General features: G+C 58.3%; 21 protein-coding genes and 1 pseudogene. 12 read left to right on the forward strand and 10 right to left on the reverse strand.

Going from position 1 to position 17,947, the window contains the following annotated elements; genetic code table 11:
* Window positions 1-51: 51 nt before the first annotated feature.
* Window positions 52-1,416, forward strand: coding sequence for an MFS transporter (locus AC3I0A_RS06335; RefSeq protein WP_489376776.1), 1,365 nt, complete (start codon window positions 52-54; stop codon window positions 1,414-1,416).
* A 65-nt stretch (window positions 1,417-1,481) separates the two neighbouring features.
* Here AC3I0A_RS06335 and AC3I0A_RS06340 read toward each other — a convergent pair whose 3' ends face one another.
* The 4 genes from AC3I0A_RS06340 to flgA form a co-directional block, all read right to left on the reverse strand.
* Complete coding sequence (locus AC3I0A_RS06340; RefSeq protein WP_489376777.1) at window positions 1,482-2,228, reverse strand: flagellar brake protein; 747 nt, start codon at window positions 2,226-2,228, stop codon at window positions 1,482-1,484.
* Window positions 2,229-2,320: 92 nt separating this feature from the next.
* Window positions 2,321-2,788 (reverse strand): flagella synthesis protein FlgN, encoded by a 468-nt coding sequence (locus AC3I0A_RS06345; protein ID WP_489376779.1) that lies wholly within the window; start codon window positions 2,786-2,788, stop codon window positions 2,321-2,323.
* 48 nt (window positions 2,789-2,836) lie between these two features.
* A complete protein-coding gene (gene flgM / locus AC3I0A_RS06350; protein ID WP_489376781.1) occupies window positions 2,837-3,163 on the reverse strand; it encodes a flagellar biosynthesis anti-sigma factor FlgM in 327 nt (108 codons plus the stop codon).
* Window positions 3,164-3,313: 150 nt separating this feature from the next.
* Window positions 3,314-4,075 carry a flagellar basal body P-ring formation chaperone FlgA gene (flgA, locus tag AC3I0A_RS06355; RefSeq protein WP_489376782.1) on the reverse strand — a complete coding sequence of 254 codons (762 nt, stop codon included), beginning with the start codon at window positions 4,073-4,075 and terminating at the stop codon, window positions 3,314-3,316.
* Window positions 4,076-4,153: 78 nt separating this feature from the next.
* On the opposite strand from flgA, the gene AC3I0A_RS06360 reads away from it, so the two are divergent.
* From AC3I0A_RS06360 to flgE, 6 genes are all read left to right on the forward strand, one after another.
* Window positions 4,154-5,119 (forward strand): chemotaxis protein CheV, encoded by a 966-nt coding sequence (locus AC3I0A_RS06360; RefSeq protein ID WP_489376784.1) that lies wholly within the window; start codon window positions 4,154-4,156, stop codon window positions 5,117-5,119.
* 12 nt (window positions 5,120-5,131) lie between these two features.
* On the forward strand, window positions 5,132-5,959 hold the full coding sequence (gene cheR, locus AC3I0A_RS06365) for a protein-glutamate O-methyltransferase CheR (protein ID WP_489376785.1): 828 nt from the start codon (window positions 5,132-5,134) through the stop codon (window positions 5,957-5,959).
* Between the two features lie 368 nt (window positions 5,960-6,327).
* Window positions 6,328-6,735 carry a flagellar basal body rod protein FlgB gene (gene flgB / locus AC3I0A_RS06370; protein ID WP_489376787.1) on the forward strand — a complete coding sequence of 136 codons (408 nt, stop codon included), beginning with the start codon at window positions 6,328-6,330 and terminating at the stop codon, window positions 6,733-6,735.
* A 3-nt stretch (window positions 6,736-6,738) separates the two neighbouring features.
* Complete coding sequence (flgC, locus tag AC3I0A_RS06375; protein ID WP_489376788.1) at window positions 6,739-7,182, forward strand: flagellar basal body rod protein FlgC; 444 nt, start codon at window positions 6,739-6,741, stop codon at window positions 7,180-7,182.
* Between the two features lie 15 nt (window positions 7,183-7,197).
* On the forward strand, window positions 7,198-7,923 hold the full coding sequence (flgD, locus tag AC3I0A_RS06380; RefSeq protein ID WP_489376789.1) for a flagellar hook assembly protein FlgD: 726 nt from the start codon (window positions 7,198-7,200) through the stop codon (window positions 7,921-7,923).
* Window positions 7,924-7,953: 30 nt separating this feature from the next.
* Window positions 7,954-9,270, forward strand: coding sequence for a flagellar hook protein FlgE (flgE, locus tag AC3I0A_RS06385; protein ID WP_489376790.1), 1,317 nt, complete (start codon window positions 7,954-7,956; stop codon window positions 9,268-9,270).
* Between the two features lie 86 nt (window positions 9,271-9,356).
* Here the strand turns inward: flgE and AC3I0A_RS06390 are convergent, their stop codons facing one another.
* The gene (locus AC3I0A_RS06390) at window positions 9,357-10,211 is read right to left on the reverse strand and encodes a LysR family transcriptional regulator (RefSeq protein WP_489376791.1); all 855 of its coding nucleotides are present in this window, start codon (window positions 10,209-10,211) and stop codon (window positions 9,357-9,359) included.
* Window positions 10,212-10,300: 89 nt separating this feature from the next.
* Between AC3I0A_RS06390 and AC3I0A_RS06395 the strand changes: the two genes are divergently transcribed.
* The 3 genes and pseudogenes from AC3I0A_RS06395 (at window position 10,301) to AC3I0A_RS06405 (ending at window position 12,603) form a co-directional block, all read left to right on the forward strand.
* Entirely contained in the window at window positions 10,301-10,741 is a 441-nt protein-coding gene (locus tag AC3I0A_RS06395; RefSeq protein WP_489376792.1) for a multidrug/biocide efflux PACE transporter, read from the forward strand.
* 818 nt (window positions 10,742-11,559) lie between these two features.
* A pseudogene (locus AC3I0A_RS06400) lies at window positions 11,560-11,670 on the forward strand (hypothetical protein); the annotation flags it as partial.
* 228 nt (window positions 11,671-11,898) lie between these two features.
* Entirely contained in the window at window positions 11,899-12,603 is a 705-nt protein-coding gene (locus tag AC3I0A_RS06405; RefSeq protein ID WP_489378438.1) for a methyl-accepting chemotaxis protein, read from the forward strand.
* Window positions 12,604-12,753: 150 nt separating this feature from the next.
* Here AC3I0A_RS06405 and AC3I0A_RS06410 read toward each other — a convergent pair whose 3' ends face one another.
* Window positions 12,754-13,071: a PepSY domain-containing protein gene (locus AC3I0A_RS06410; protein ID WP_489376794.1), complete on the reverse strand. Its 318-nt coding sequence runs from the start codon at window positions 13,069-13,071 to the stop codon at window positions 12,754-12,756.
* A 101-nt stretch (window positions 13,072-13,172) separates the two neighbouring features.
* Window positions 13,173-14,300 carry a glycerophosphodiester phosphodiesterase gene (locus AC3I0A_RS06415; protein WP_489376795.1) on the reverse strand — a complete coding sequence of 376 codons (1,128 nt, stop codon included), beginning with the start codon at window positions 14,298-14,300 and terminating at the stop codon, window positions 13,173-13,175.
* Window positions 14,301-14,539: 239 nt separating this feature from the next.
* On the opposite strand from AC3I0A_RS06415, the gene AC3I0A_RS06420 reads away from it, so the two are divergent.
* The gene (locus tag AC3I0A_RS06420; protein WP_489376796.1) at window positions 14,540-14,875 is read left to right on the forward strand and encodes a DUF2025 family protein; all 336 of its coding nucleotides are present in this window, start codon (window positions 14,540-14,542) and stop codon (window positions 14,873-14,875) included.
* 163 nt (window positions 14,876-15,038) lie between these two features.
* Here AC3I0A_RS06420 and AC3I0A_RS06425 read toward each other — a convergent pair whose 3' ends face one another.
* Both AC3I0A_RS06425 and AC3I0A_RS06430 read right to left on the reverse strand, forming a co-directional pair.
* Complete coding sequence (locus AC3I0A_RS06425) at window positions 15,039-15,362, reverse strand: antibiotic biosynthesis monooxygenase family protein (RefSeq protein ID WP_489376798.1); 324 nt, start codon at window positions 15,360-15,362, stop codon at window positions 15,039-15,041.
* A complete protein-coding gene (locus AC3I0A_RS06430) occupies window positions 15,359-16,078 on the reverse strand; it encodes a CTP synthase C-terminal region-related (seleno)protein (protein ID WP_489376799.1) in 720 nt (239 codons plus the stop codon). Before AC3I0A_RS06430 ends, AC3I0A_RS06425 begins: the two co-directional genes overlap by 4 nt.
* Window positions 16,079-16,103: 25 nt before the next feature.
* Between AC3I0A_RS06430 and AC3I0A_RS06435 the strand changes: the two genes are divergently transcribed.
* Entirely contained in the window at window positions 16,104-17,048 is a 945-nt protein-coding gene (locus AC3I0A_RS06435; RefSeq protein WP_489378439.1) for a LysR family transcriptional regulator, read from the forward strand.
* Between the two features lie 180 nt (window positions 17,049-17,228).
* Here the strand turns inward: AC3I0A_RS06435 and AC3I0A_RS06440 are convergent, their stop codons facing one another.
* The gene (locus AC3I0A_RS06440) at window positions 17,229-17,837 is read right to left on the reverse strand and encodes a TetR/AcrR family transcriptional regulator (RefSeq protein ID WP_489376800.1); all 609 of its coding nucleotides are present in this window, start codon (window positions 17,835-17,837) and stop codon (window positions 17,229-17,231) included.
* Window positions 17,838-17,947: the final 110 nt, after the last annotated feature.

Here is a 17,947-nt window from a genome sequence, read left to right on the forward strand (position 1 = left end):
TATCTTTGCTGATAGCCCGATACCCAATTCAAGGAGCCGCTCGGAACGCCGATGCGCCAAATCTGGAAATCCTTTCGAGCGCTTTATTTCGCCTCGCTGATGATGCTTATCGGCTCGGGCTTGCTCAGTACTTACCTGGCGTTGCGCCTGGCCGCCGACCATGTCGACAGTCTGTGGGTCGGTGCGTTGATGGCAGCCAACTATTTCGGCCTGGTGCTGGGCGGGAAAATCGGCCACCGGCTGATTGCCCGGGTCGGGCATATCCGGGCTTATGCGACCTGCGCCGGGATTGTCGGTGCGGCGGTGCTGGGCCATGGGCTGGTGGATTGGTTACCGGCCTGGCTGTTTCTGCGGGTGATCGTCGGCCTGGGCATGATGTGTCAGTACATGGTCATCGAGAGCTGGCTGAATGAGCAGGCCGACGCCAAACAGCGCGGCGTGGTGTTCAGCGGCTACATGATTGCGTCCTACCTGGGGCTGGTTCTGGGTCAGCTGATTCTGGTCATGCACCCGGAGCTGGGACTGGAATTGCTGATGCTGGTGGCCCTGTGTTTTGCCTTGTGTCTGGTGCCCGTGGCCATGACCCGGCGCATTCACCCGGCGCCATTGCATCCGGCACCGATGGAGCCGCGGTTCTTTATCAAGCGTGTCCCGCAGTCCTTGAGTACCGTGCTCGGGTCGGGGTTGATCGTCGGTTCGTTCTACGGCCTGGCACCGCTGTATGCCTCCCAGCAGGGGCTTTCCACGGAGCAGGTCGGCCTGTTCATGGGTAGCTGCATCTTTGCCGGATTAGTGGTGCAGTGGCCGCTGGGCTGGTTGTCGGATCGCTATGATCGGGCGCTGCTGATCCGTTGTTTTGCGACTTTTCTGGCGCTGGCCGCGTTGCCTCTGGCGGTCATGCCTCAGGTGACGCTTGAAGTGCTGTTTATCGCCGGTTTCCTCTGCTCATTGGTGCAGTTCTGCCTGTATCCCTTGGCGGTGGCGTTTTCCAATGACCATGTCGAAGGCGATCGACGGGTGTCGCTGACGGCGATGCTGTTGGTGACTTATGGTGTCGGCGCAAGCATCGGGCCGCTGGCGGCGGGTGTGCTGATGAAGCTGTTCGGCAGCCAGATGCTCTATGCGTTCTTCAGCTTTTTCGCCCTGGTGCTGGTGTGGCGTATTCGGCCGAAGGCTGTGACCAACCTGCATCAGGTCGAGGATGCGCCTCTGCATCACGTGGCCATGCCAGACAGTATGTCGAGTTCGCCATTGGTGGCTTGCCTTGACCCGCGGGTCGACGAGCAGGTTGTACATGATCAGATGCAGAACCATGTAAGCCCTGAGCCTGAGCCGGAAGTGGAGTCCGAAGTGGAGGTAACGCCCGAGGAGCCGGATCCGGAGCAGCCACAAAGTTTCACTGAGGCCAGGCCTTAGACCCTGGAAACGAAAAACGGGCAGTCACCGAAAGGGACTGCCCGTTTTTTATTGACGGGTCAGGATCAGAGATCGTCTTTATCGAAGCGCCGTGCTTCACGCTGAAGCTGATAGACAAAACGCTCGACCTGCCGTTGCACCAGGCCGCTCATGTTGTGGAAGCGCACCCCGGCGAAGGTGGTGTCGATTCGCTCTTCGTGATGCAGATAGCGTAATTCGACCGGTGCGGTCATGTTGCCGAAGGGCAGGGCGGCAATGAAGCGGTCGTAGACCTCGCCCAGTTGCAGGCGGTCGGAGATATCGCCATCAAAGCGCAACTTGCAACCGGTGGCCGAAATGTCCAGCAGCTTGCCGTTGACCGGGGCTTTGAGTTTTTCGCCGCCGAGTTCGATGTTGACCAGTTGAGCCAGTTTCAGCGCTGCACGAAAGGCATTGCGCCGCTGGTGATAGACCACTTCGACAGGCATTGCGCCGCGATAGCAGCGACCGCCATTGGATTCGTCGATCGTCAGCGAGCCATTGCCGTCCCACGCGATCCGCACGCCGTCGTGGAAGCCCTCGACGCGATACGCTTCGCCATTGAGCAAAAAGCGCTCGCCGTCGCGAGGAATCATTTCGTCCAGGGCGATCATGCTGCTGTCTCGATCGACTTCGACCAGATAGCTCTGAAAGCGCTGAGTGCGCTCATGGAAAGTGATGATCAGTGGATCATGGCTCTCTTGCAGCAGCCGCAGGTTGGCGGCGATTTCCAAAGGGGTAGTGAGCACCTTCGGTGGCTGCGGAGCATCTTCCGCGTTTTGGGCATTGAACACGGTTCATCAATCTCCAGGCAAAATACGACACGCAATAGCCGGCATTTTGCCAGCATGTTTCGCGCCTTGATAGAGCGCATTTATCTCTGATTTCAAGCCTGACTGAGTGGGCGCGGCTTCGCCAGCCTGGAGGTTGATCCGCGGGCATCATAAAGGGCAGGAGGTTCGCCGCCGGTGAGGATCTTCAACTGATTGGCGGTGGTGGCTTGCTGAACCTGGATCGAGCGACCGTTGAGTTCGTTGGCTGCCTGGCATTTGGCCAGAAGCTGGTTGAGCTCATCGCTCTGAGTCAGCAGCTGGTTGCCAATGGACGATTGCCCGGCAAGCTGTTCCAGGCCGCTGCGATTGGCCGGCAGGTTGAGGCTGACGAGAATCTGGCTGCGTAAACGGCCATGCTGTTCAAGCAGAATGATCAGGGCCTGTTTCTGCGCGAGAATATCTTCGAGCAGTGGCATGTCGCGACCGTGCAACGCCAGGGATTCGGCTTGCAGCAACTCCAGCAGGTGCTCCGCAGGAGCAAAGTCGTCAGTGATCAGTTGCAGTAAATGAGTGTCGTGCATGGCTGGCCTTGGGTTTTAAGCGTCCAAAAGCCTGGCGCAGGCCATTGGCTAGCGCTGGGCTTCGAAGTTGAGCAGTTTGCTGGCTACACGGTTGCTGTCGACTTTATAGCTGCCATCGGCAATCGCTTGCTTCAACTCGGCCACACGGGCGTTGTCGACAGCGGGTTGATCGCGCAGCTTGTCAGTGACCTTCTGCAACTGTTGAGCCTCATCGCTGAGGTGGACCGATTCCCCGCTTTGGCTGGTACTGACCTGTTCGGTCGGGGTATTCACCGGCGCGGATTTGCCGGCGTCGCCGGTTTCCTTGCTGCCGCTGGTACGCGTACTGCCTGTGAGTGTGGGGGAGCTGTTTAATCGATTGAAATCGATGATCATGATGGAGAACCTCTGGGTATTTGGACGCTTGCCATGTTTTCGGCCATACCCGGAAAAACTTTAGGCTCAATTATCAATGAGCCGGCGCGCGTCGGCACCTGCCTTGCTTGAGGCACAGTTTAGGGAACACCCGAGCATAGCGCCAGTTTCCTACAAGGCGACTTCCACCTGGCCTGGCGCGGTCACACGCGCTTTGATCACCCGTTGAGAGTTCAGATTCTTGACCTTGATTTGTTCGCTCATGCCTCCATTGGACAGGGCTTCGCCGGGCATTCGCACATTGAGCGTACCGCTGCGGGCGGAGATCACCACTTGATCACCTTTGCGCACGACCTCCGCTTGTTCCAGGTGGACAAGGGTAATGACTTGATCGCTGACCATGGGTCGGACGAGTTTCTGCCCGATGGCTTGATCGACAGACGTCAGATAGCCCTGGTTGATCTGGCTGATGTCCCGCTCGCGCAGGGTGACGTCCTCGGGATTGATGATCCCCGTGCGTTTAAGGGGGCGAGTGGTGGTCACGATCTCTCGGAACAGGCGCACTTGAGCGGGCACGAAGACCGTCCAGGGAGACGCTCCGTCGCAGCGCACCCGTACGGTGACGCGACCCAAAGGTTGAGCCGGGCTCTCCAGCGTCGCTGTCAATTCCTTGTCGCATACCGGCAGGCGCAAGCGAGGGTCGAGCTGGTTGACCTGGATTTCGTAGCGTCCTTGCGTCTGGCTGGTTGCCAAATAATCTTCAACGGTGAACTCAAGAAAGCCTTGAGTGACGCCGATAAGCAGATCAGGCAAGGTAACCGAATCAGCAAGGGCAGGGCTGCCAGCGTTGAACAGGCAGACGGCCGACAGCGCGCAGAGTAATTTGCGGTAGTTTGCGGTCAGGCGTCGGAAAAATGTCGTTTTGGCGTTCATAACGGTTAAAAAGCAAGCCCCGTGCCGTTTAGTGATGAATGTGCGTCGGATCTTAAGCATTGGTGTAGGAGTCTGGGCATGGCTGGTGTAATGGATTCGGTTAACCAGCGCACGCAACTGGTAGGGCAGAATCGCCTTGAGCTGTTGTTGTTCCGTCTTGACGGCCAGCAGCTGTATGGGATCAACGTGTTCAAGGTTCGGGAGGTGCTGCAATGCCCCAAGCTGACCCTGTTGCCCAAGTCCAGTCCTGTTGTGTGCGGTGTCGCAAATATTCGGGGGGCGACCATTCCGATCCTTGATCTGGCAATGGCGACCGGCTCGGGCGGGTTGAAAGATCAAAGCAATCCCTTCGTGATCATCACGGAGTACAACACCAAGACCCAGGGCTTTTTGGTCCGGTCGGTCGAGCGCATCGTCAACATGAACTGGGAGGAGATCCATCCGCCGCCCAAGGGCACGGGTCGCGATCATTACTTGACGGCGGTGACCCGGGTCGACAATCAGTTGGTCGAAATCATCGATGTCGAGAAGGTTCTGGCTGAAGTGTCGCCAACCCCGGAAACCATTTCAGTGGGTGTGGTGGACGTTGAAACCCGGCACAAGGCGGTTTCCCTGCGGGTGCTGACGGTTGACGATTCGTCGGTGGCGCGCAAGCAAATCACCCGTTGCCTGCAGACGATCGGCGTCGAGGTCGTCGCGTTGAATGACGGCCGACAGGCGCTGGATTACCTGCGCAAGCTGGTCGACGAGGGCAAGAAGCCGGAAGAAGAATTCGTGATGATGATTTCCGACATCGAGATGCCTGAAATGGACGGCTACACCCTCACGGCCGAGATCCGCAATGACCCTCGCATGCAAAAGCTGCATATCATCCTGCATACTTCGTTGTCAGGCGTGTTCAATCAGGCGATGGTGAAGAAAGTCGGTGCCGATGACTTCCTTGCCAAATTCCGTCCTGATGACCTGGCATCCCGGGTAGTCGACCGGATCAAGGCAGCAGATATCAGCCAGGAGCGTTTGCTCCTGGCGGTCAATACGATTTAAGAGGCGGCATCATTGTCTACGGGTAATTTGGATTTCGAACAGTTCCGGGTCTTCCTGGAAAAAGCCTGTGGCATTTTGCTCGGTGAGAACAAGCAATATCTGGTGTCGAGCCGTCTCAATAAACTGATGGAACAGCAGGGTATCAAATCCTTGGGTGAGCTGGTTCAGCGCATTCAGACCCAGCCGCGCAGCGGTTTGCGCGAGATGGTGGTGGACGCCATGACCACCAACGAAACCCTCTGGTTTCGTGACACCTACCCGTTTGAAGTCTTGAAGAACAAGGCGCTGCCCGAGTCGATCAAGGCTAGCCCTGGCCAGCGCCTGCGAATCTGGTCGGCGGCGTGCTCGTCGGGGCAGGAACCTTACTCGTTGTCCATGTCGATCGATGAGTTCGAGCGGACCAACATGGGTCAGCTGAAAATGGGGGTGCAGATCGTTGCCACCGATTTGTCCGGCACCATGCTGAACAACTGCAAGACCGGCGAATACGACAGCCTGGCTCTAGGTCGTGGCCTCTCTCCAGAGCGGCTGCAGCGCTACTTCGACCCCAAAGGGGCGGGCCGTTGGGCGATCAAGGCGCCGATCAAGAGTCGGGTGGAGTTTCGTTCGTTCAACCTGCTGGACAGCTATGCGAGCCTCGGCAAGTTCGACATCGTGTTCTGCCGCAACGTGCTGATCTACTTCTCCGCCGAGGTGAAGAAGGACATCCTGCTGCGGATTCACAGCACCTTGAAGCCGGGCGGCTATCTGTTCCTCGGCGCCTCCGAAGCGCTGAACGGTTTGCCGGATCACTACCAGATGGTCCAGTGCAGCCCGGGGATTATTTACCAGGCGAAGTGATTTGGCCGGCTACACCAAAACGGGAGTCCTCAGGGGGCTCCCGTTTTTTTATGTCTGCCAATTTCCCTCGGGACCACACCTATCCAATGTGGGAGCGAGCTTGCTCGCGAATGCGGTATGCCAGTCAAAGCAGATGTCGACTGACACGACGCCTTCGCGAGCAAGCTCGCTCCCACAGGGTCAGGTGTTGTTCTCCCGACTGTGAGCAGCGGCAGAAAAGCGGCAGGCGGCGGAAATCAGTTGCCGCTTTTCTGGCATTGCCGCCTTGCCGATGCCCGCAAAGCCCCGGTTTATGGCCTTTGGTAAATTGGCACGACGCTTGCTATGTTCCTCGTACGAAAAAACCGGTCACCCAAAGGTCACCCGACATGAGCATCAGCTTCGATAAAGCGCTCGGTATCCATGAACAGGCTCTGGGCTTTCGCGCTCAGCGTGCCGAAGTTCTGGCCAACAACATTGCCAACGCCGACACCCCGAACTACAAGGCTCGGGATCTGGACTTCTCTGCCGTGCTTGCCGCGCAGAATGAAAAGACCAAGAGCGGCACTTTCGCGTTGAACATGACCAATAACCGTCATATCGAAGCCGAAGGTCTGGGCAATGGCGACGAGTCGTTGCTGTATCGCACGCCGATGCAACCGTCGATTGACCAAAACACCGTGGACGCCCAGCTTGAACAATCAGCGTACGCGGAAAACGCGGTCAACTTCCAGGCCAGCTTCACGCTGCTCAACAGCAAATTCAAAGGGCTGGTGTCAGCCCTGCGCGGAGAGTAATCCATGTCGCTAGCCAGTGTTTTCAATATTGCCGGTAGCGGCATGAGTGCTCAAACCACTCGCTTGAACACCGTCGCCAGTAACATCGCCAACGCCGAAACGGTCTCTTCGAGCATCGACCAGACCTATCGCGCCCGTCATCCAGTGTTCGCCACCATGTTCCAGGGCGGCCAGAGCGGTGGCAGCGATTCGCTGTTCCAGAACCAGGATGCCGCCGGCCAGGGCGTGCAGGTGCTGGGAGTGGTCGAAGACCAGAGCAACCTCGAAGCGCGTTACGAGCCGAGCCACCCATCTGCTGACGCCAAGGGTTATGTCTACTACCCAAACGTCAACGTGGTTGAGGAAATGGCTGACATGATTTCCGCCAGTCGTTCGTTCCAGACCAACGCAGAAATGATGAATACCGCCAAAACCATGATGCAGAAGGTCCTGACCCTCGGTCAGTGATAAGGGGCGACTCAGATGGCTGTTACCGATTCCACCAGTAGCCTGACTCTCAACCAGATTCTCGCCAACTCCTCCAAGACCGCAACCAGTACCACCACTGATGGTTTGGCGGCTGCGACCAGCAGTACAACCGGTGATAAGGCATTAGGTAAAGACGCTTTCCTGCAATTGCTGGTGACCCAGCTGAAAAACCAGAACCCGCTCGATCCGCAGGACAACAGCGCGTTCGTGGCTCAGCTGGCACAGTTCAGCAGCCTTGAGGGCATCACCACCCTGAACGACTCGGTCACCGCGATTTCCAGCAGCTTCAAGTCGTCGCAGGCCTTGCAGGCGTCTTCGTTGGTGGGGCGTTCGGTGGTTGTACAAACCGGATCGACCTATGTCGACACGACCAAGAGCCTGACGGGCACGGCGGTGATCCCGGCGTCGGTTGCCGGCGCTACCGTGACCATCACCGATAAAGATGGCAATGCGGTGAAGACCATCGATCTGGGCAGTCAGGCCGCGGGCAATGCCACCTTCGTCTGGGACGGCACCAACACGGCGGGCACGAAGGTCGATCCGGGTACTTACACCTTCAAGGCCAGTGCTTCCATCGATGACACCGCGACCGACCTGGTCACCTATCTGCCTGCGACCGTCAACAGCGTGACCTTGAGTCAGACCGGCGGCGAGATGATGCTCAACCTCGCAGGCCTGGGCGCTGTTGCCCTGTCCAAAGTACAAACTATTGGCCTATAGAGCCGACTAACGCGGCACAAGGAGTGGAATATGTCTTTCAATATCGGCCTTAGCGGTCTCTATGCAGCCAACAAACAACTGGACGTTACCGGCAACAACATTGCCAACGTCGCGACCACCGGCTTCAAATCGTCCCGTGCGGAATTCGCCGACGTCTACTCGGCCACCAAGCTGGGCTCGGGCAGCAAGACCATCGGTAACGGCGTAACCCTGGCCAACGTTTCCCAGCAGTTCGGCCAGGGTGATGTGAACAACACTGGCAATGTCCTGGACATGGGCATCCAGGGTTCCGGTTTCTTCGTCCTGAGCGATAGCGGCTCGCTGACTTACACCCGCGCCGGTACTTTCAAGACCGATAAGGACGGCTACGTCACCAACTCCAGCGGCACCGCTCGCCTGCAAGGTTATGCTGCGGATGCCAATGGCAAGATCATCAACGGCGTGTTGACTGACCTGCGGATCGATACTTCCAATCTGGCACCCAAGACCACCAGCACCGTTTCGTCGACCATCAACCTGAACTCGACTGCGGCTGTTATCAATCAGGTGACGCTGCCCTTCGATCCGACCGACACCGATACCTATACCAAGTCATTCAGTACCCCGATCTTTGACAGTCAGGGTAACCAGCACACCATGGATCAATACATGGTGAAGACGGCGGCTAATACCTGGAAGACCTACACCTTGGTCGACGGTCGCAATCCGGATGCGACAGGCAGTAACCCAACGGCTGTCGCTCCAGTGGCTTCGACCATAAACTTCGACTCTGCGGGTCAGTTTGTCTCGGTCATTACGCCGCCTTCTCTAGTCCCTAACACCGGGAATAATCTGGTACTGAGCAACTGGGTTCCCGGCACAGTGACCAACGGCGTATGGACGGCCAACGGCGCGAACGCCAACGCGGCTGGCGTCACGATTTCCATGACCAACACCACCCAGTTCAACGCCGATACCGCTCGTTCGATTCCTGCTCAGGATGGTTATGCCACTGGCCAGATCACCAACCTGACCATCGACGGCAGTGGTGTTCTGCTCGCCAACTTCAGCAACAACCAGACCAAGGCGATCGGTCAGATTTCGTTGGCCAGTTTCACCAACGAACAAGGTCTGCAGGCGGTTGGCGGCAGCGGTTGGAAAGAAACATTCGCCTCGGGTATCCCGGGCTACGATGCACCGGAAGTTGGCACTTTGGGTTCAGTGGTTTCCAACTCTCTGGAAGAGTCCAACGTCAACCTGACCAACGAGCTGGTGGACCTGATCAAGGCGCAAAGTAACTATCAGGCCAACGCCAAGACCATCTCGACCCAAAGCACCATCATGCAGACCATCATCCAGATGACCTGATGCCGGTTGGTTGATAGCGCTTCACAAAAAGCCCCTCGATGCAGGGGTTTTTTGTGGGCGTTGCTAAACAAGTTCTACAAGCGGTATCACTCCAGCATCTTCCCCAACAACCAACTCCCCGCCGGTCCCGGCGGATGCAGACGCGACCACAGCGCATCCACCGCCACCGGTCGCGGCCAGCCGCGCACCTTGAGTTCCTGAAGCGAACCGGCGCCAAAGCGGCCCACCAGCCAGCGTGGCAGGGGTGCCCAGCCGAACCCGCCTTGAGCCATTTCCAGCAGCATCAAATAACTCGGTGCCGACCAGACCCGGCCCTGAGCGCGGTTCTCATAAGGGTTGATGATGGTCGCCAGACGCAACTCACGATGTTGTTGCAAGGTGTCTTTGTCGACCTTCTTCAGCGCCGCCAGTGGGTGATCGCGAGACACAAACAGAGCAATTTCCGTGCGTTCGTCGACTGTCGAACTGGCAAGGTCTGCCGGGTAGTTCGGTTGCATCTCGGCGAAGGCAATCTGCGCCCGGCCACGCTGGACCAGCGCGATCAGATCGTCGCATTCGGCGATCAGGCATTCGAGTTCCAGGTCCGGGTAACGCTGCTCGAACGCGCTCAAGCTCGCCTCGAAACGGTCGGACTGATAAGTGTCGGAAATGGCCACGGTCAGCTTCGGTTCGAAGCCTTGTGACAGCTGGCTCGCGGTTATTTCCAGCCGGCTGGTGGCGGCAAGGATGTCTTCGGCGCGCTGCAGCATCACGTGCCCGGCGGGGGTGAGGCCCGGTTTACGGCTGCTGCGATCGAACAGCATCACGTCCAGATCGATTTCCAGGCTGGCGATGGCCGCGCTGATGGTCGACTGGCTCTTGCCCAGTTTGCGTGCGGCCGCGGAGAACGAGCCTTGGGTCGCGGCTTGGACAAAGGCCAGTAACACTTCGTGAGAGGCCATGAACTATCGCCTTGATCGATGGTTATTGGTTATGAAGTATCGATCTCGAAGGTGATGATGGCAACCATCGTCACTTAGGGAGCCCAGCCATGAGCACCAATAAATCCATCACTGAACGTATTTTCCAGGCCACCGGTTTCGAACTGCTCGCTGTCCTGTTGTGTACCCCGCTGCTCGCCTGGGTGATGGACAAGCCAGTCGTCGACATGGGTGTCGCGACCATCGCCATCGGCCTGATTGCCCTGGGCTGGAACGTATTGTTCAACGGCCTGTTCGACCGCTTGCTCAAGCACCTCGGCATGACTCAGAGCAGTTGGACTCGCGTGCTGCACGCGTTGTTGTTCGAGGGCGGTCTGGTGGCGGTCAGCGTGCCGCTGATAGCCTGGTGGCTGAACATCAGCCTGTTGCAGGCACTGATTCTGGACCTCGGCGTGTTGCTGTTTTTCCTGCCGTATACCTACGTCTACCACTGGGCGTATGACGTGGTGCGGGAGAGGGTGATGCTGCGTCGAGAGTTATGTCGCGAATAACATAAATCTCTAGTCTGGCGGACAGGTTTTGTGTTCGACGTTCTGTTGGCATTAGAGCGATGGATTTGCTCATTGACCGGTGATCGGATCGATTCAAGAACGCCTCTGCGGCGCCGATAGCGCTTACATTGAGTTCCTCGTTTTTGGTCGTGAGCCAAAGGCGCTGACAGGGATGTTCGTACGTCATACATGCCCCCTTTGTGGCGTGCTCCATCCCTGTCATGAGATCCCACTTGATGTTTCTGCACAAATCCCTGAGAGCTCAAATCCTGGCACTGCTGAGCGGCAGCCTGTTCGCGATGCTGTTGATCGCCCTGGCCTGCTTTCACTTTCTTTCCAGCGGTGTTCAGAACTATCGCAACCTGATCGAGGGCCCGCTGCACACCTCGCAACTGATCGACGAAGCCAACCTGCAATTCAAGGCGCAGGTTCAGGAGTGGAAGAACGTCCTGCTACGTGGCAAGCAACCGCAAGACTTGAGTAAATACTGGACTCAATTCGAAGACCGTCAACGGGACGTCCAGGGCATTCTTGGCCAGTTGGCGAACCAGTCAGGGATCGACGGGCAACTCAAGACTCGCATCGAACGCTTGCGCGAAGAACACCGTGCACTGGGCACGGCCTACCAGAAGGGCCGTGACGCGTACGTTGCCGCCGGTGCGGACCCGACTGCGGGTGACCACGCGGTCAAAGGCGTGGACCGCGCTACCAGCGAGCAAATGAGTGAACTGGTCAGCGAACTGCGCAAGCAGGGTACCGAGCAATCGATCCTGATCAGTGCCGATGCCGATCGCACCGTGCTGCTGGGGATTGTGGTGATGCTGGCCTCGGGTCTGTTGATCGGTCTGCTCAGCCTGTGGCTGGTCAACCGCAATCTGGTGGAGCCGATCCGCAAGTTGATCGAATACGTTGCGCAGCTCAGCCAGGGTCGGTTTGCCGAGCGCGTGGCGAGCGACCGTCAGGATGAACTGGGCAAGTTGGCTGTTGCGGCCAATACGTTGCGTGATTTTCTCGCCGAAACGTTCAACCGCTTGCAGCGCAGCGCGTCGGATCTGGACAGTGCCAGTGGTGAGCTGAATTCGATTGCCGGCCTGATGACTCACGGCACCAACGAGCAATTCAACCGCACCGATCAAGTCGCCACGGCGATGAATGAAATGTCCGCCACTGCCCAGGAAGTCGCCCGCCATGCCGCCGATGCCGCGCGTGCCGCCGACGATGCCGATCACTCTGCTCAGCAGGGTGAAAAGGTCATGCAGGGAACCATTCACACCATCACCCGGATGCGCGGCGAAATCGCCAATACCGCCACGGTCATCCGTCGTCTGGAAACCGACAGCGGGCGGATCGGCAAGGTGCTGGAAGTGATTCGCGGGATCGCCGAGCAGACCAACCTGCTGGCGCTCAACGCCGCCATCGAAGCAGCCCGGGCCGGTGAGGCCGGACGCGGATTTGCCGTGGTCGCCGACGAAGTGCGCAGCCTGGCTCAGCGCACCGCGGCATCGATCATCGAGATCAATCAGATCATCCAGACGGTGCAGACCGGTGCGGTGGATGCGGCCCAGGCCATCGAAAGTGGCCAGTCATGCAGTGAAGAAAGCGTCGAGCAAGTGACTCAGGCCGGCGCCATGCTGGAGCGGATTACCGCTGCAGTGGAAGCGATTCGCGACATGAACCGACAAATCGCCACCGCCGCCGAAGAGCAGACTTCGGTGGCTGAAGACATCTCACGCAACCTCACCGAGATCACCACTATCGCCAGTAGCAATCTGGACAACGTGCAACGTACCGAAGCGGCGAGCCGGAATTTGCACGGGTTGTCGGGGCAGTTGAATGAAGTGACCGCACGTCTCAGCGCATAGCGCTGTTGCAAGCCTTGCAGGAGTCGGACAGCAGCACGTCGGGCTCGTTGGTCAGCACCTCGGCGTAATGCTGAAAGTAGGGTCAACGCAGCTTAAAACGCAAAAAAGCCGCGCGACCCTAAGGTTGCGCGGCTTTTTGTCGTGATTCACTTACTTGTCTTGTTTACTGCTCAGCACCTGAGCGGTTTTGGCGTCGAGGTCCACGTCCCACTCAACACCTTTGGCGTCGCGTATGTCGACCTGATAGACGTAACCCCCGGCGGCGGTATGTTCCAGTTCGGTGTCGATGATACTGGCTGCAGTGCTGCCTGGATGCTGGGCGAGAGCGGCCTGGTTGAGCTTTTCCAGATCCATGACGGTGCCGGCTTTGAGCAGGCCCGGTATTAGATCGGGGCGCACGTCAGCCTGGGCCAGGCCGGTGGTCAGGGTCAAGGCAGCAGCGGCAAACAGGGCAGTCAACGTATTCATGAGTTCATTCCTTGGGGGTGAGCTGTTCAAGTGGGATCAGGTTAACCAGCCGAACTTAATTCACCCTTAATTCCACCTCTACGCTTTGCGCCGTTTTTCACTCAATAGCCGTTCTTCTCAAGCAACTGCGCGACGCTGGCCGCAGCCGGGCGTTTGAAGTACTTGAGCAGCTCGGAGGCGCGGTTGGTGAAGATGCCATCGACACCGGCGTCCATCACCTTGCGGTAATCCACCGGTTCGTCGATGGTGTAGACATGCACCAACAGGCCCTTGTCGTGAGTGAAGGTGTTCATCCACGGCTGCACCAGGTCCGAATAGCTTTGATCGCCACCCTCGCTCAGGACTGCCGACGGCCCGGTACCAATGGCGCCTTGAGCCTTGGCATAGTCGACCCATTTTTCGAATTCGGCTTTGTCCCTGGGCTCCTGTTTGGCGTAGTACGCCGCCTTATCCTTTTCACCACTGGCGGCGAAAGTGACGTTGGACTTGGGTTCGATACTGCCTTCGCCGACCCACAACAGAAGGATTTTCGGTACCTGCGGCATTTCTTTTTGCAGCAGTTCCAGGCTGCTCTTCTCGAAGGTTTGCAGCACGACCTTGCCTTTGCCCTGGCCGACCGCGATAGCGCTTTTCGCCAGTTTCGAACCCACCGGACTCAGCCAGCCGCGGTCCTGCAATTTATCTTTCAGGTCGCGTTCCAGACCCGGAAACTGTTTTGGTTCTTTGGTTTCGATGTACAACCCGGGTTTGTGCTGCGGGTTGCCTTGAGCGATATCGATGATTTCATCGAGGGTCAGGATTTTCAGGCCGACATAGGCCGCACGAGCGCGATCCGGGTACGCCTGGTTGAACCAGCTGCCGGCATCCAGGGTTTTCAGTTCGGCCAGCGTGAACTCGTTGGCAGGACTGTCCTTGCGCTCGGGAAATTTGCTCGCGACGTCGGTGGTGCGCTGCAGGTTGTTGTCGTGCAGGGCGAACAGTACGCCGTCCTTGCTGCGTTGCAGGTCCAGTTCCAGGTAATCGGCACCCAGATCACGCGCCAGTTTGTAAGCGGCGGCGGTAGATTCCGGCGCATCGAAGGACGCGCCACGGTGGGCAATCACTGCCGGATGCGGGATGCCCGTTGCAGTGGCCAGAGCGGTCGGGCTCGGCTGGCTGGTGGCCTGTGCCTGGGCCAGGCCGAGCATCAGGCTCAGCAGCAGGGCGCTTTTGCGGAAGGTGGCAGGCATATTCGAAGTCCTTTCGTAGAGAGCGATTTCAAAGAAGTATGTTTTAGCAACTGAGTGGCGCTTGTGCTATCGCCAAACCGACATAAACCTGTGTCCGGGGGATTTTTTCAGCGCTTTTGTGCAGTCCTTTGCAGTACTCTTTGGCTCGGCAGTTTCCCCGTCAAGAGGGAAACCCGTTCTCTTGCCCTGCGTGTAAACCATCGATCACCCGTCCTTAGGGACCTGCAGTGAGGTTTACCATGCGCATCACTTCCGAGCTTATCTGTCAGGCCGCCGACCAACTCAAAGGGTTCGTCGGTTTCAATCGCAAGACCGCTCAGCACATCGTTCGCTTCAGCGAAGACTCTTTCGGCATGGACGTCGCCGATGACGCGATCATCCCTACCAGCGAGTTCGTCTGGCAACCTGCCGACGGTCAGACCATGACCCTCAAACGGGAGCTGATCCAGTTGCTGCTGGATCAGAACATCGACGATCGGATCAATATCACCGAGCCGCTGCGGGTGTATATGCGCCGCGAGGATGTGCCGGAAATTTCCGCGTTGCGCAGTCTGGTGCAGCCGGTGACGGGTTGAGGGGGTGCTTGCTTCGAGGAAAAGGTTGACTGGTCTGGCCTCTTCGCGAGCAAGCTCGCTCCCACACTTGACCTGTGTCGTTCACAAAATTGTGCTGCGACGCAGATCCAATGTGGGAGCGAGCTTGCTCGCGAAGCGATTTGAAGAACACCGCAGCGCTCGACTATTTTTCGAATAAGTAAGCCCGCTCAACCTTGCACACTCGGGTATGACAAGCCTCATACCAGGTCGAGCGTCCCTGTTCGCGAACCTCGGTGTGCTCGGCGTGCTGTTTCCAGGCGAGGATCGCGGCTTCACTGGCCCAGTAGGACACAGTGATGCCGAGCCCGTCTTCACCTCGTGCCGACTCTACCCCGAGAAACCCCGGTTGTTCGCGAGCCAGCTCGACCATGCGTTCGGCGGCTCGCCCGTAACCTTGATCCCCCTCTGTACGCAGCGAGGTGAAAATCACTGCGAAGTAGGGCGTCGCTGGCGTCTTGGCGATCATCCCGGGTACCCCGCGCAGGCCGTGAGAAATGCGCTGACCAGCGGCGGGATCGTACCGGCCAATGCGGCACGTTCAGGCTGGAACAAGGTGGCGACAAAGAACGGATGACCACGCAGCTCGACGGCCCTCAGGTCACCCGCCGAGTCGTGTCCGGTGGCGTGCAGATTTTGCGTCAGTAGCTGCGCTTCAAACTCGGGATTGATGCCATAGTGGCAGTGATAGCCCTCGCGGATGTCCAGTGCGCCATAGGCGTCGGCAATCAGCGAACCTTCAACCAGACGGATGCTGTCAACGACCTCGACCAATGAGCAGCTCAACGGCGTGAGCAAGGCGCGTTCGGCGTCTGGTGAGGTCTCGCCATGCTCGGCATCGGCCCAGCCGAGCACATTGCGTGCGTACTCGAGTAGCGCATGTTGAAAGCCGCCGCAGGTCCCCAGAAACGGTCGTTGCTGTTCACGGGCATAACGGATCGCCAAGAGTGCGCCATCCCTGTTGCGGTACGGGCTGGCGGGCACACACCAGAAACCGTCGAAGCCGTTCAACGGACTGACCGATGTGATGCTATCGGTAGGCAACCACTCAAACCTCACCTTCAGACCGGCGCTCTCGGTCGCCATGCTCAGCGCCCGCGGGATGGCCTGGTGGGCGATGACTTCGGGGTTGTAGTCACCGATCAGCGCGATCTGGATAGGGGGTGTTTGTGAAGTGGTTTCCATGGGGTTCTCCCGGTGCGAACGAGGCTTGTTGATTCCTGGAGCCCACTATAGATTGGCGTTCACGCAATCAATATTGGCGTTTTCCCAAGTGTTCAATGCATCGACGCACTATCAGCTCGATTATCCAGACCTGTCGCTGATCCTGGCGCTGGTGCGTGGAGGTTCTCTGGCTCGCGCTGCCGCGCTGTTGAGGGTCGATGTGTCGACGGTGTTCCGTGCGGTGCGCAGACTGGAAGCCGCCCTGGGTCAGGAATTGTTCGAAAAAAGCCGTGCGGGCTATCTGCCGACCACCATGGCGCAAGCCTTGGCCGAACAGGCTGAACGTGCCGAGCAAGCGTTGGAAGCGGCGCGCATTGGCGTGGAGCAGGGTGGGGAAGTCATCAGCGGCACGGTCCGCCTGACCTGCACCGATTCGGTCCTGCAAGGTTTGCTCTTGCCGGCGCTGGCGCAGTTCATGCCGGCCTATCCGGCCTTGGTCATCGAGTTGAGCACCTCCAACGATTTTGCCAACCTCAGCCGTCGCGATGCCGATATCGCCCTGCGCTTGACCAGTACGCCGCCAGAGCATCTGGTCGGGCGGCGTCTGGGCCTGGTGTCATATCGGGTTTGCGCCAGTGCGGCCTATCTGCAATCAGTCGATCCCGGTGATCTGTCCCGACTGGTCTGGATCGCTCCGGATGACTTCCTGCCCGATCACCCGACCGTCGCGTGGCGTCGTCAGCAGTTGCCCGGCGTGCTGCCAGGTTATCGCTGCAATAGCATGCTTTCGGTCACCGAACTGGTGCGTGCCGGGTTGGGGGTTGCGGCGCTCCCCGATTTCCTGATCGGCGAATCGGGGCTGCACCCCTTGAGTGAACCCCTGCTTGGTTACGACACCAGCCTGTGGCTGCTGACCCGTCCGGATTGCCGTGCCTTGCGCTCGGTGGTGACGCTGTTCGATGAGCTGGCGCGTACGGTGCGCTTGCCTTAGTGCTGTCGCTCCAGGGGGGATGCTTCAAGCTCTGCACTTCAGAAACACTTTGTTGTGTTTTTTTTGGCGTCGCTGCGTGTCGGATAAACCGCATGAATATTGTCATTTATTCCAAGCGGATTAATCAGCGTTCTTTCGCAGATCCGATGGATTCTGGTAATTCTCAACGACTGGGCAGGGCTACAGCTGATAGCACGCCAGGAACATGTCCAGCGCCGACGCCACGACGGTAGTCTGCATTTCTGCAGACAACGCTGGCTGGCCCATGGAGATTTGCGGCCAGAAGGCGAAAGCCTTGATCAGCCCGTGTACCTGCTGTGCGGCGAAACACGGGTCGACGGCTTTCAATCTGCCGTCGGCCTGGGCTTCGCGAATCCATGCAGTGAGGCCTTCCTCACGCTCACCCAGCCGCGCGACCATGTCCTGCGCGCGCTCGGGAGAATGGATGGTAGCAGCGATCGCCACGCGCGCGAGGTCGAGGAAGTGGTTGTCCGCCAGCAGCTGCAGTTTGGCCCGTAACAACTCCTCCAGTTGCTCGCGCAGCGGCAGATCGTGGCGGTAGACCGTATCCTGTTGCGCGCTGATGCTGGTCCACAATTTATGCAGAATTTCGGCGAACAACTCTTCCTTGCTGGGGAAGTGGTTGTACACCGTGCGCTTCGAAACTCCGGCCGTGGCGGCAATCTTGTCCATGCTGGTGATGTCGAAACCGCTGGCACGGAATTCGACAATGGCCGCCTGGATGATGGCTTCGCGTTTACGGTCGGTGAGGCGCAATGGAGCTGTCATAAATAGGCTTCGGTGGCGAAAATGGAAATTACACTCTGCAGTTTACTTGCTCTCCGGTTTGTTGCAATCTTGAAACTACACCGTGCAGTGTAATTGCGCGGTAAAAATAG

The organism is Pseudomonas sp. KH_024_B2, assembly GCF_057839965.1.

Coding starts and splice junctions, on each gene's coding strand:
- AC3I0A_RS06335 (WP_489376776.1), top strand. CDS start 52: ATGCGCCAAATCTGGAAATCCTTTCGAGCGCTTTATTTCGCCTCGCTG.
- AC3I0A_RS06345 (WP_489376779.1), bottom strand. CDS start 2,788: ATGCACGACACTCATTTACTGCAACTGATCACTGACGACTTTGCTCCT.
- flgM (WP_489376781.1), bottom strand. CDS start 3,163: ATGATCATCGATTTCAATCGATTAAACAGCTCCCCCACACTCACAGGC.
- flgA (WP_489376782.1), bottom strand. CDS start 4,075: ATGAACGCCAAAACGACATTTTTCCGACGCCTGACCGCAAACTACCGC.
- AC3I0A_RS06360 (WP_489376784.1), top strand. CDS start 4,154: ATGGCTGGTGTAATGGATTCGGTTAACCAGCGCACGCAACTGGTAGGG.
- flgB (WP_489376787.1), top strand. CDS start 6,328: ATGAGCATCAGCTTCGATAAAGCGCTCGGTATCCATGAACAGGCTCTG.
- flgC (WP_489376788.1), top strand. CDS start 6,739: ATGTCGCTAGCCAGTGTTTTCAATATTGCCGGTAGCGGCATGAGTGCT.
- flgD (WP_489376789.1), top strand. CDS start 7,198: ATGGCTGTTACCGATTCCACCAGTAGCCTGACTCTCAACCAGATTCTC.
- flgE (WP_489376790.1), top strand. CDS start 7,954: ATGTCTTTCAATATCGGCCTTAGCGGTCTCTATGCAGCCAACAAACAA.
- AC3I0A_RS06390 (WP_489376791.1), bottom strand. CDS start 10,211: ATGGCCTCTCACGAAGTGTTACTGGCCTTTGTCCAAGCCGCGACCCAA.
- AC3I0A_RS06395 (WP_489376792.1), top strand. CDS start 10,301: ATGAGCACCAATAAATCCATCACTGAACGTATTTTCCAGGCCACCGGT.
- AC3I0A_RS06405 (WP_489378438.1), top strand. CDS start 11,899: ATGTCCGCCACTGCCCAGGAAGTCGCCCGCCATGCCGCCGATGCCGCG.
- AC3I0A_RS06410 (WP_489376794.1), bottom strand. CDS start 13,071: ATGAATACGTTGACTGCCCTGTTTGCCGCTGCTGCCTTGACCCTGACC.
- AC3I0A_RS06415 (WP_489376795.1), bottom strand. CDS start 14,300: ATGCCTGCCACCTTCCGCAAAAGCGCCCTGCTGCTGAGCCTGATGCTC.
- AC3I0A_RS06420 (WP_489376796.1), top strand. CDS start 14,540: ATGCGCATCACTTCCGAGCTTATCTGTCAGGCCGCCGACCAACTCAAA.
- AC3I0A_RS06425 (WP_489376798.1), bottom strand. CDS start 15,362: ATGATCGCCAAGACGCCAGCGACGCCCTACTTCGCAGTGATTTTCACC.
- AC3I0A_RS06430 (WP_489376799.1), bottom strand. CDS start 16,078: ATGGAAACCACTTCACAAACACCCCCTATCCAGATCGCGCTGATCGGT.
- AC3I0A_RS06440 (WP_489376800.1), bottom strand. CDS start 17,837: ATGACAGCTCCATTGCGCCTCACCGACCGTAAACGCGAAGCCATCATC.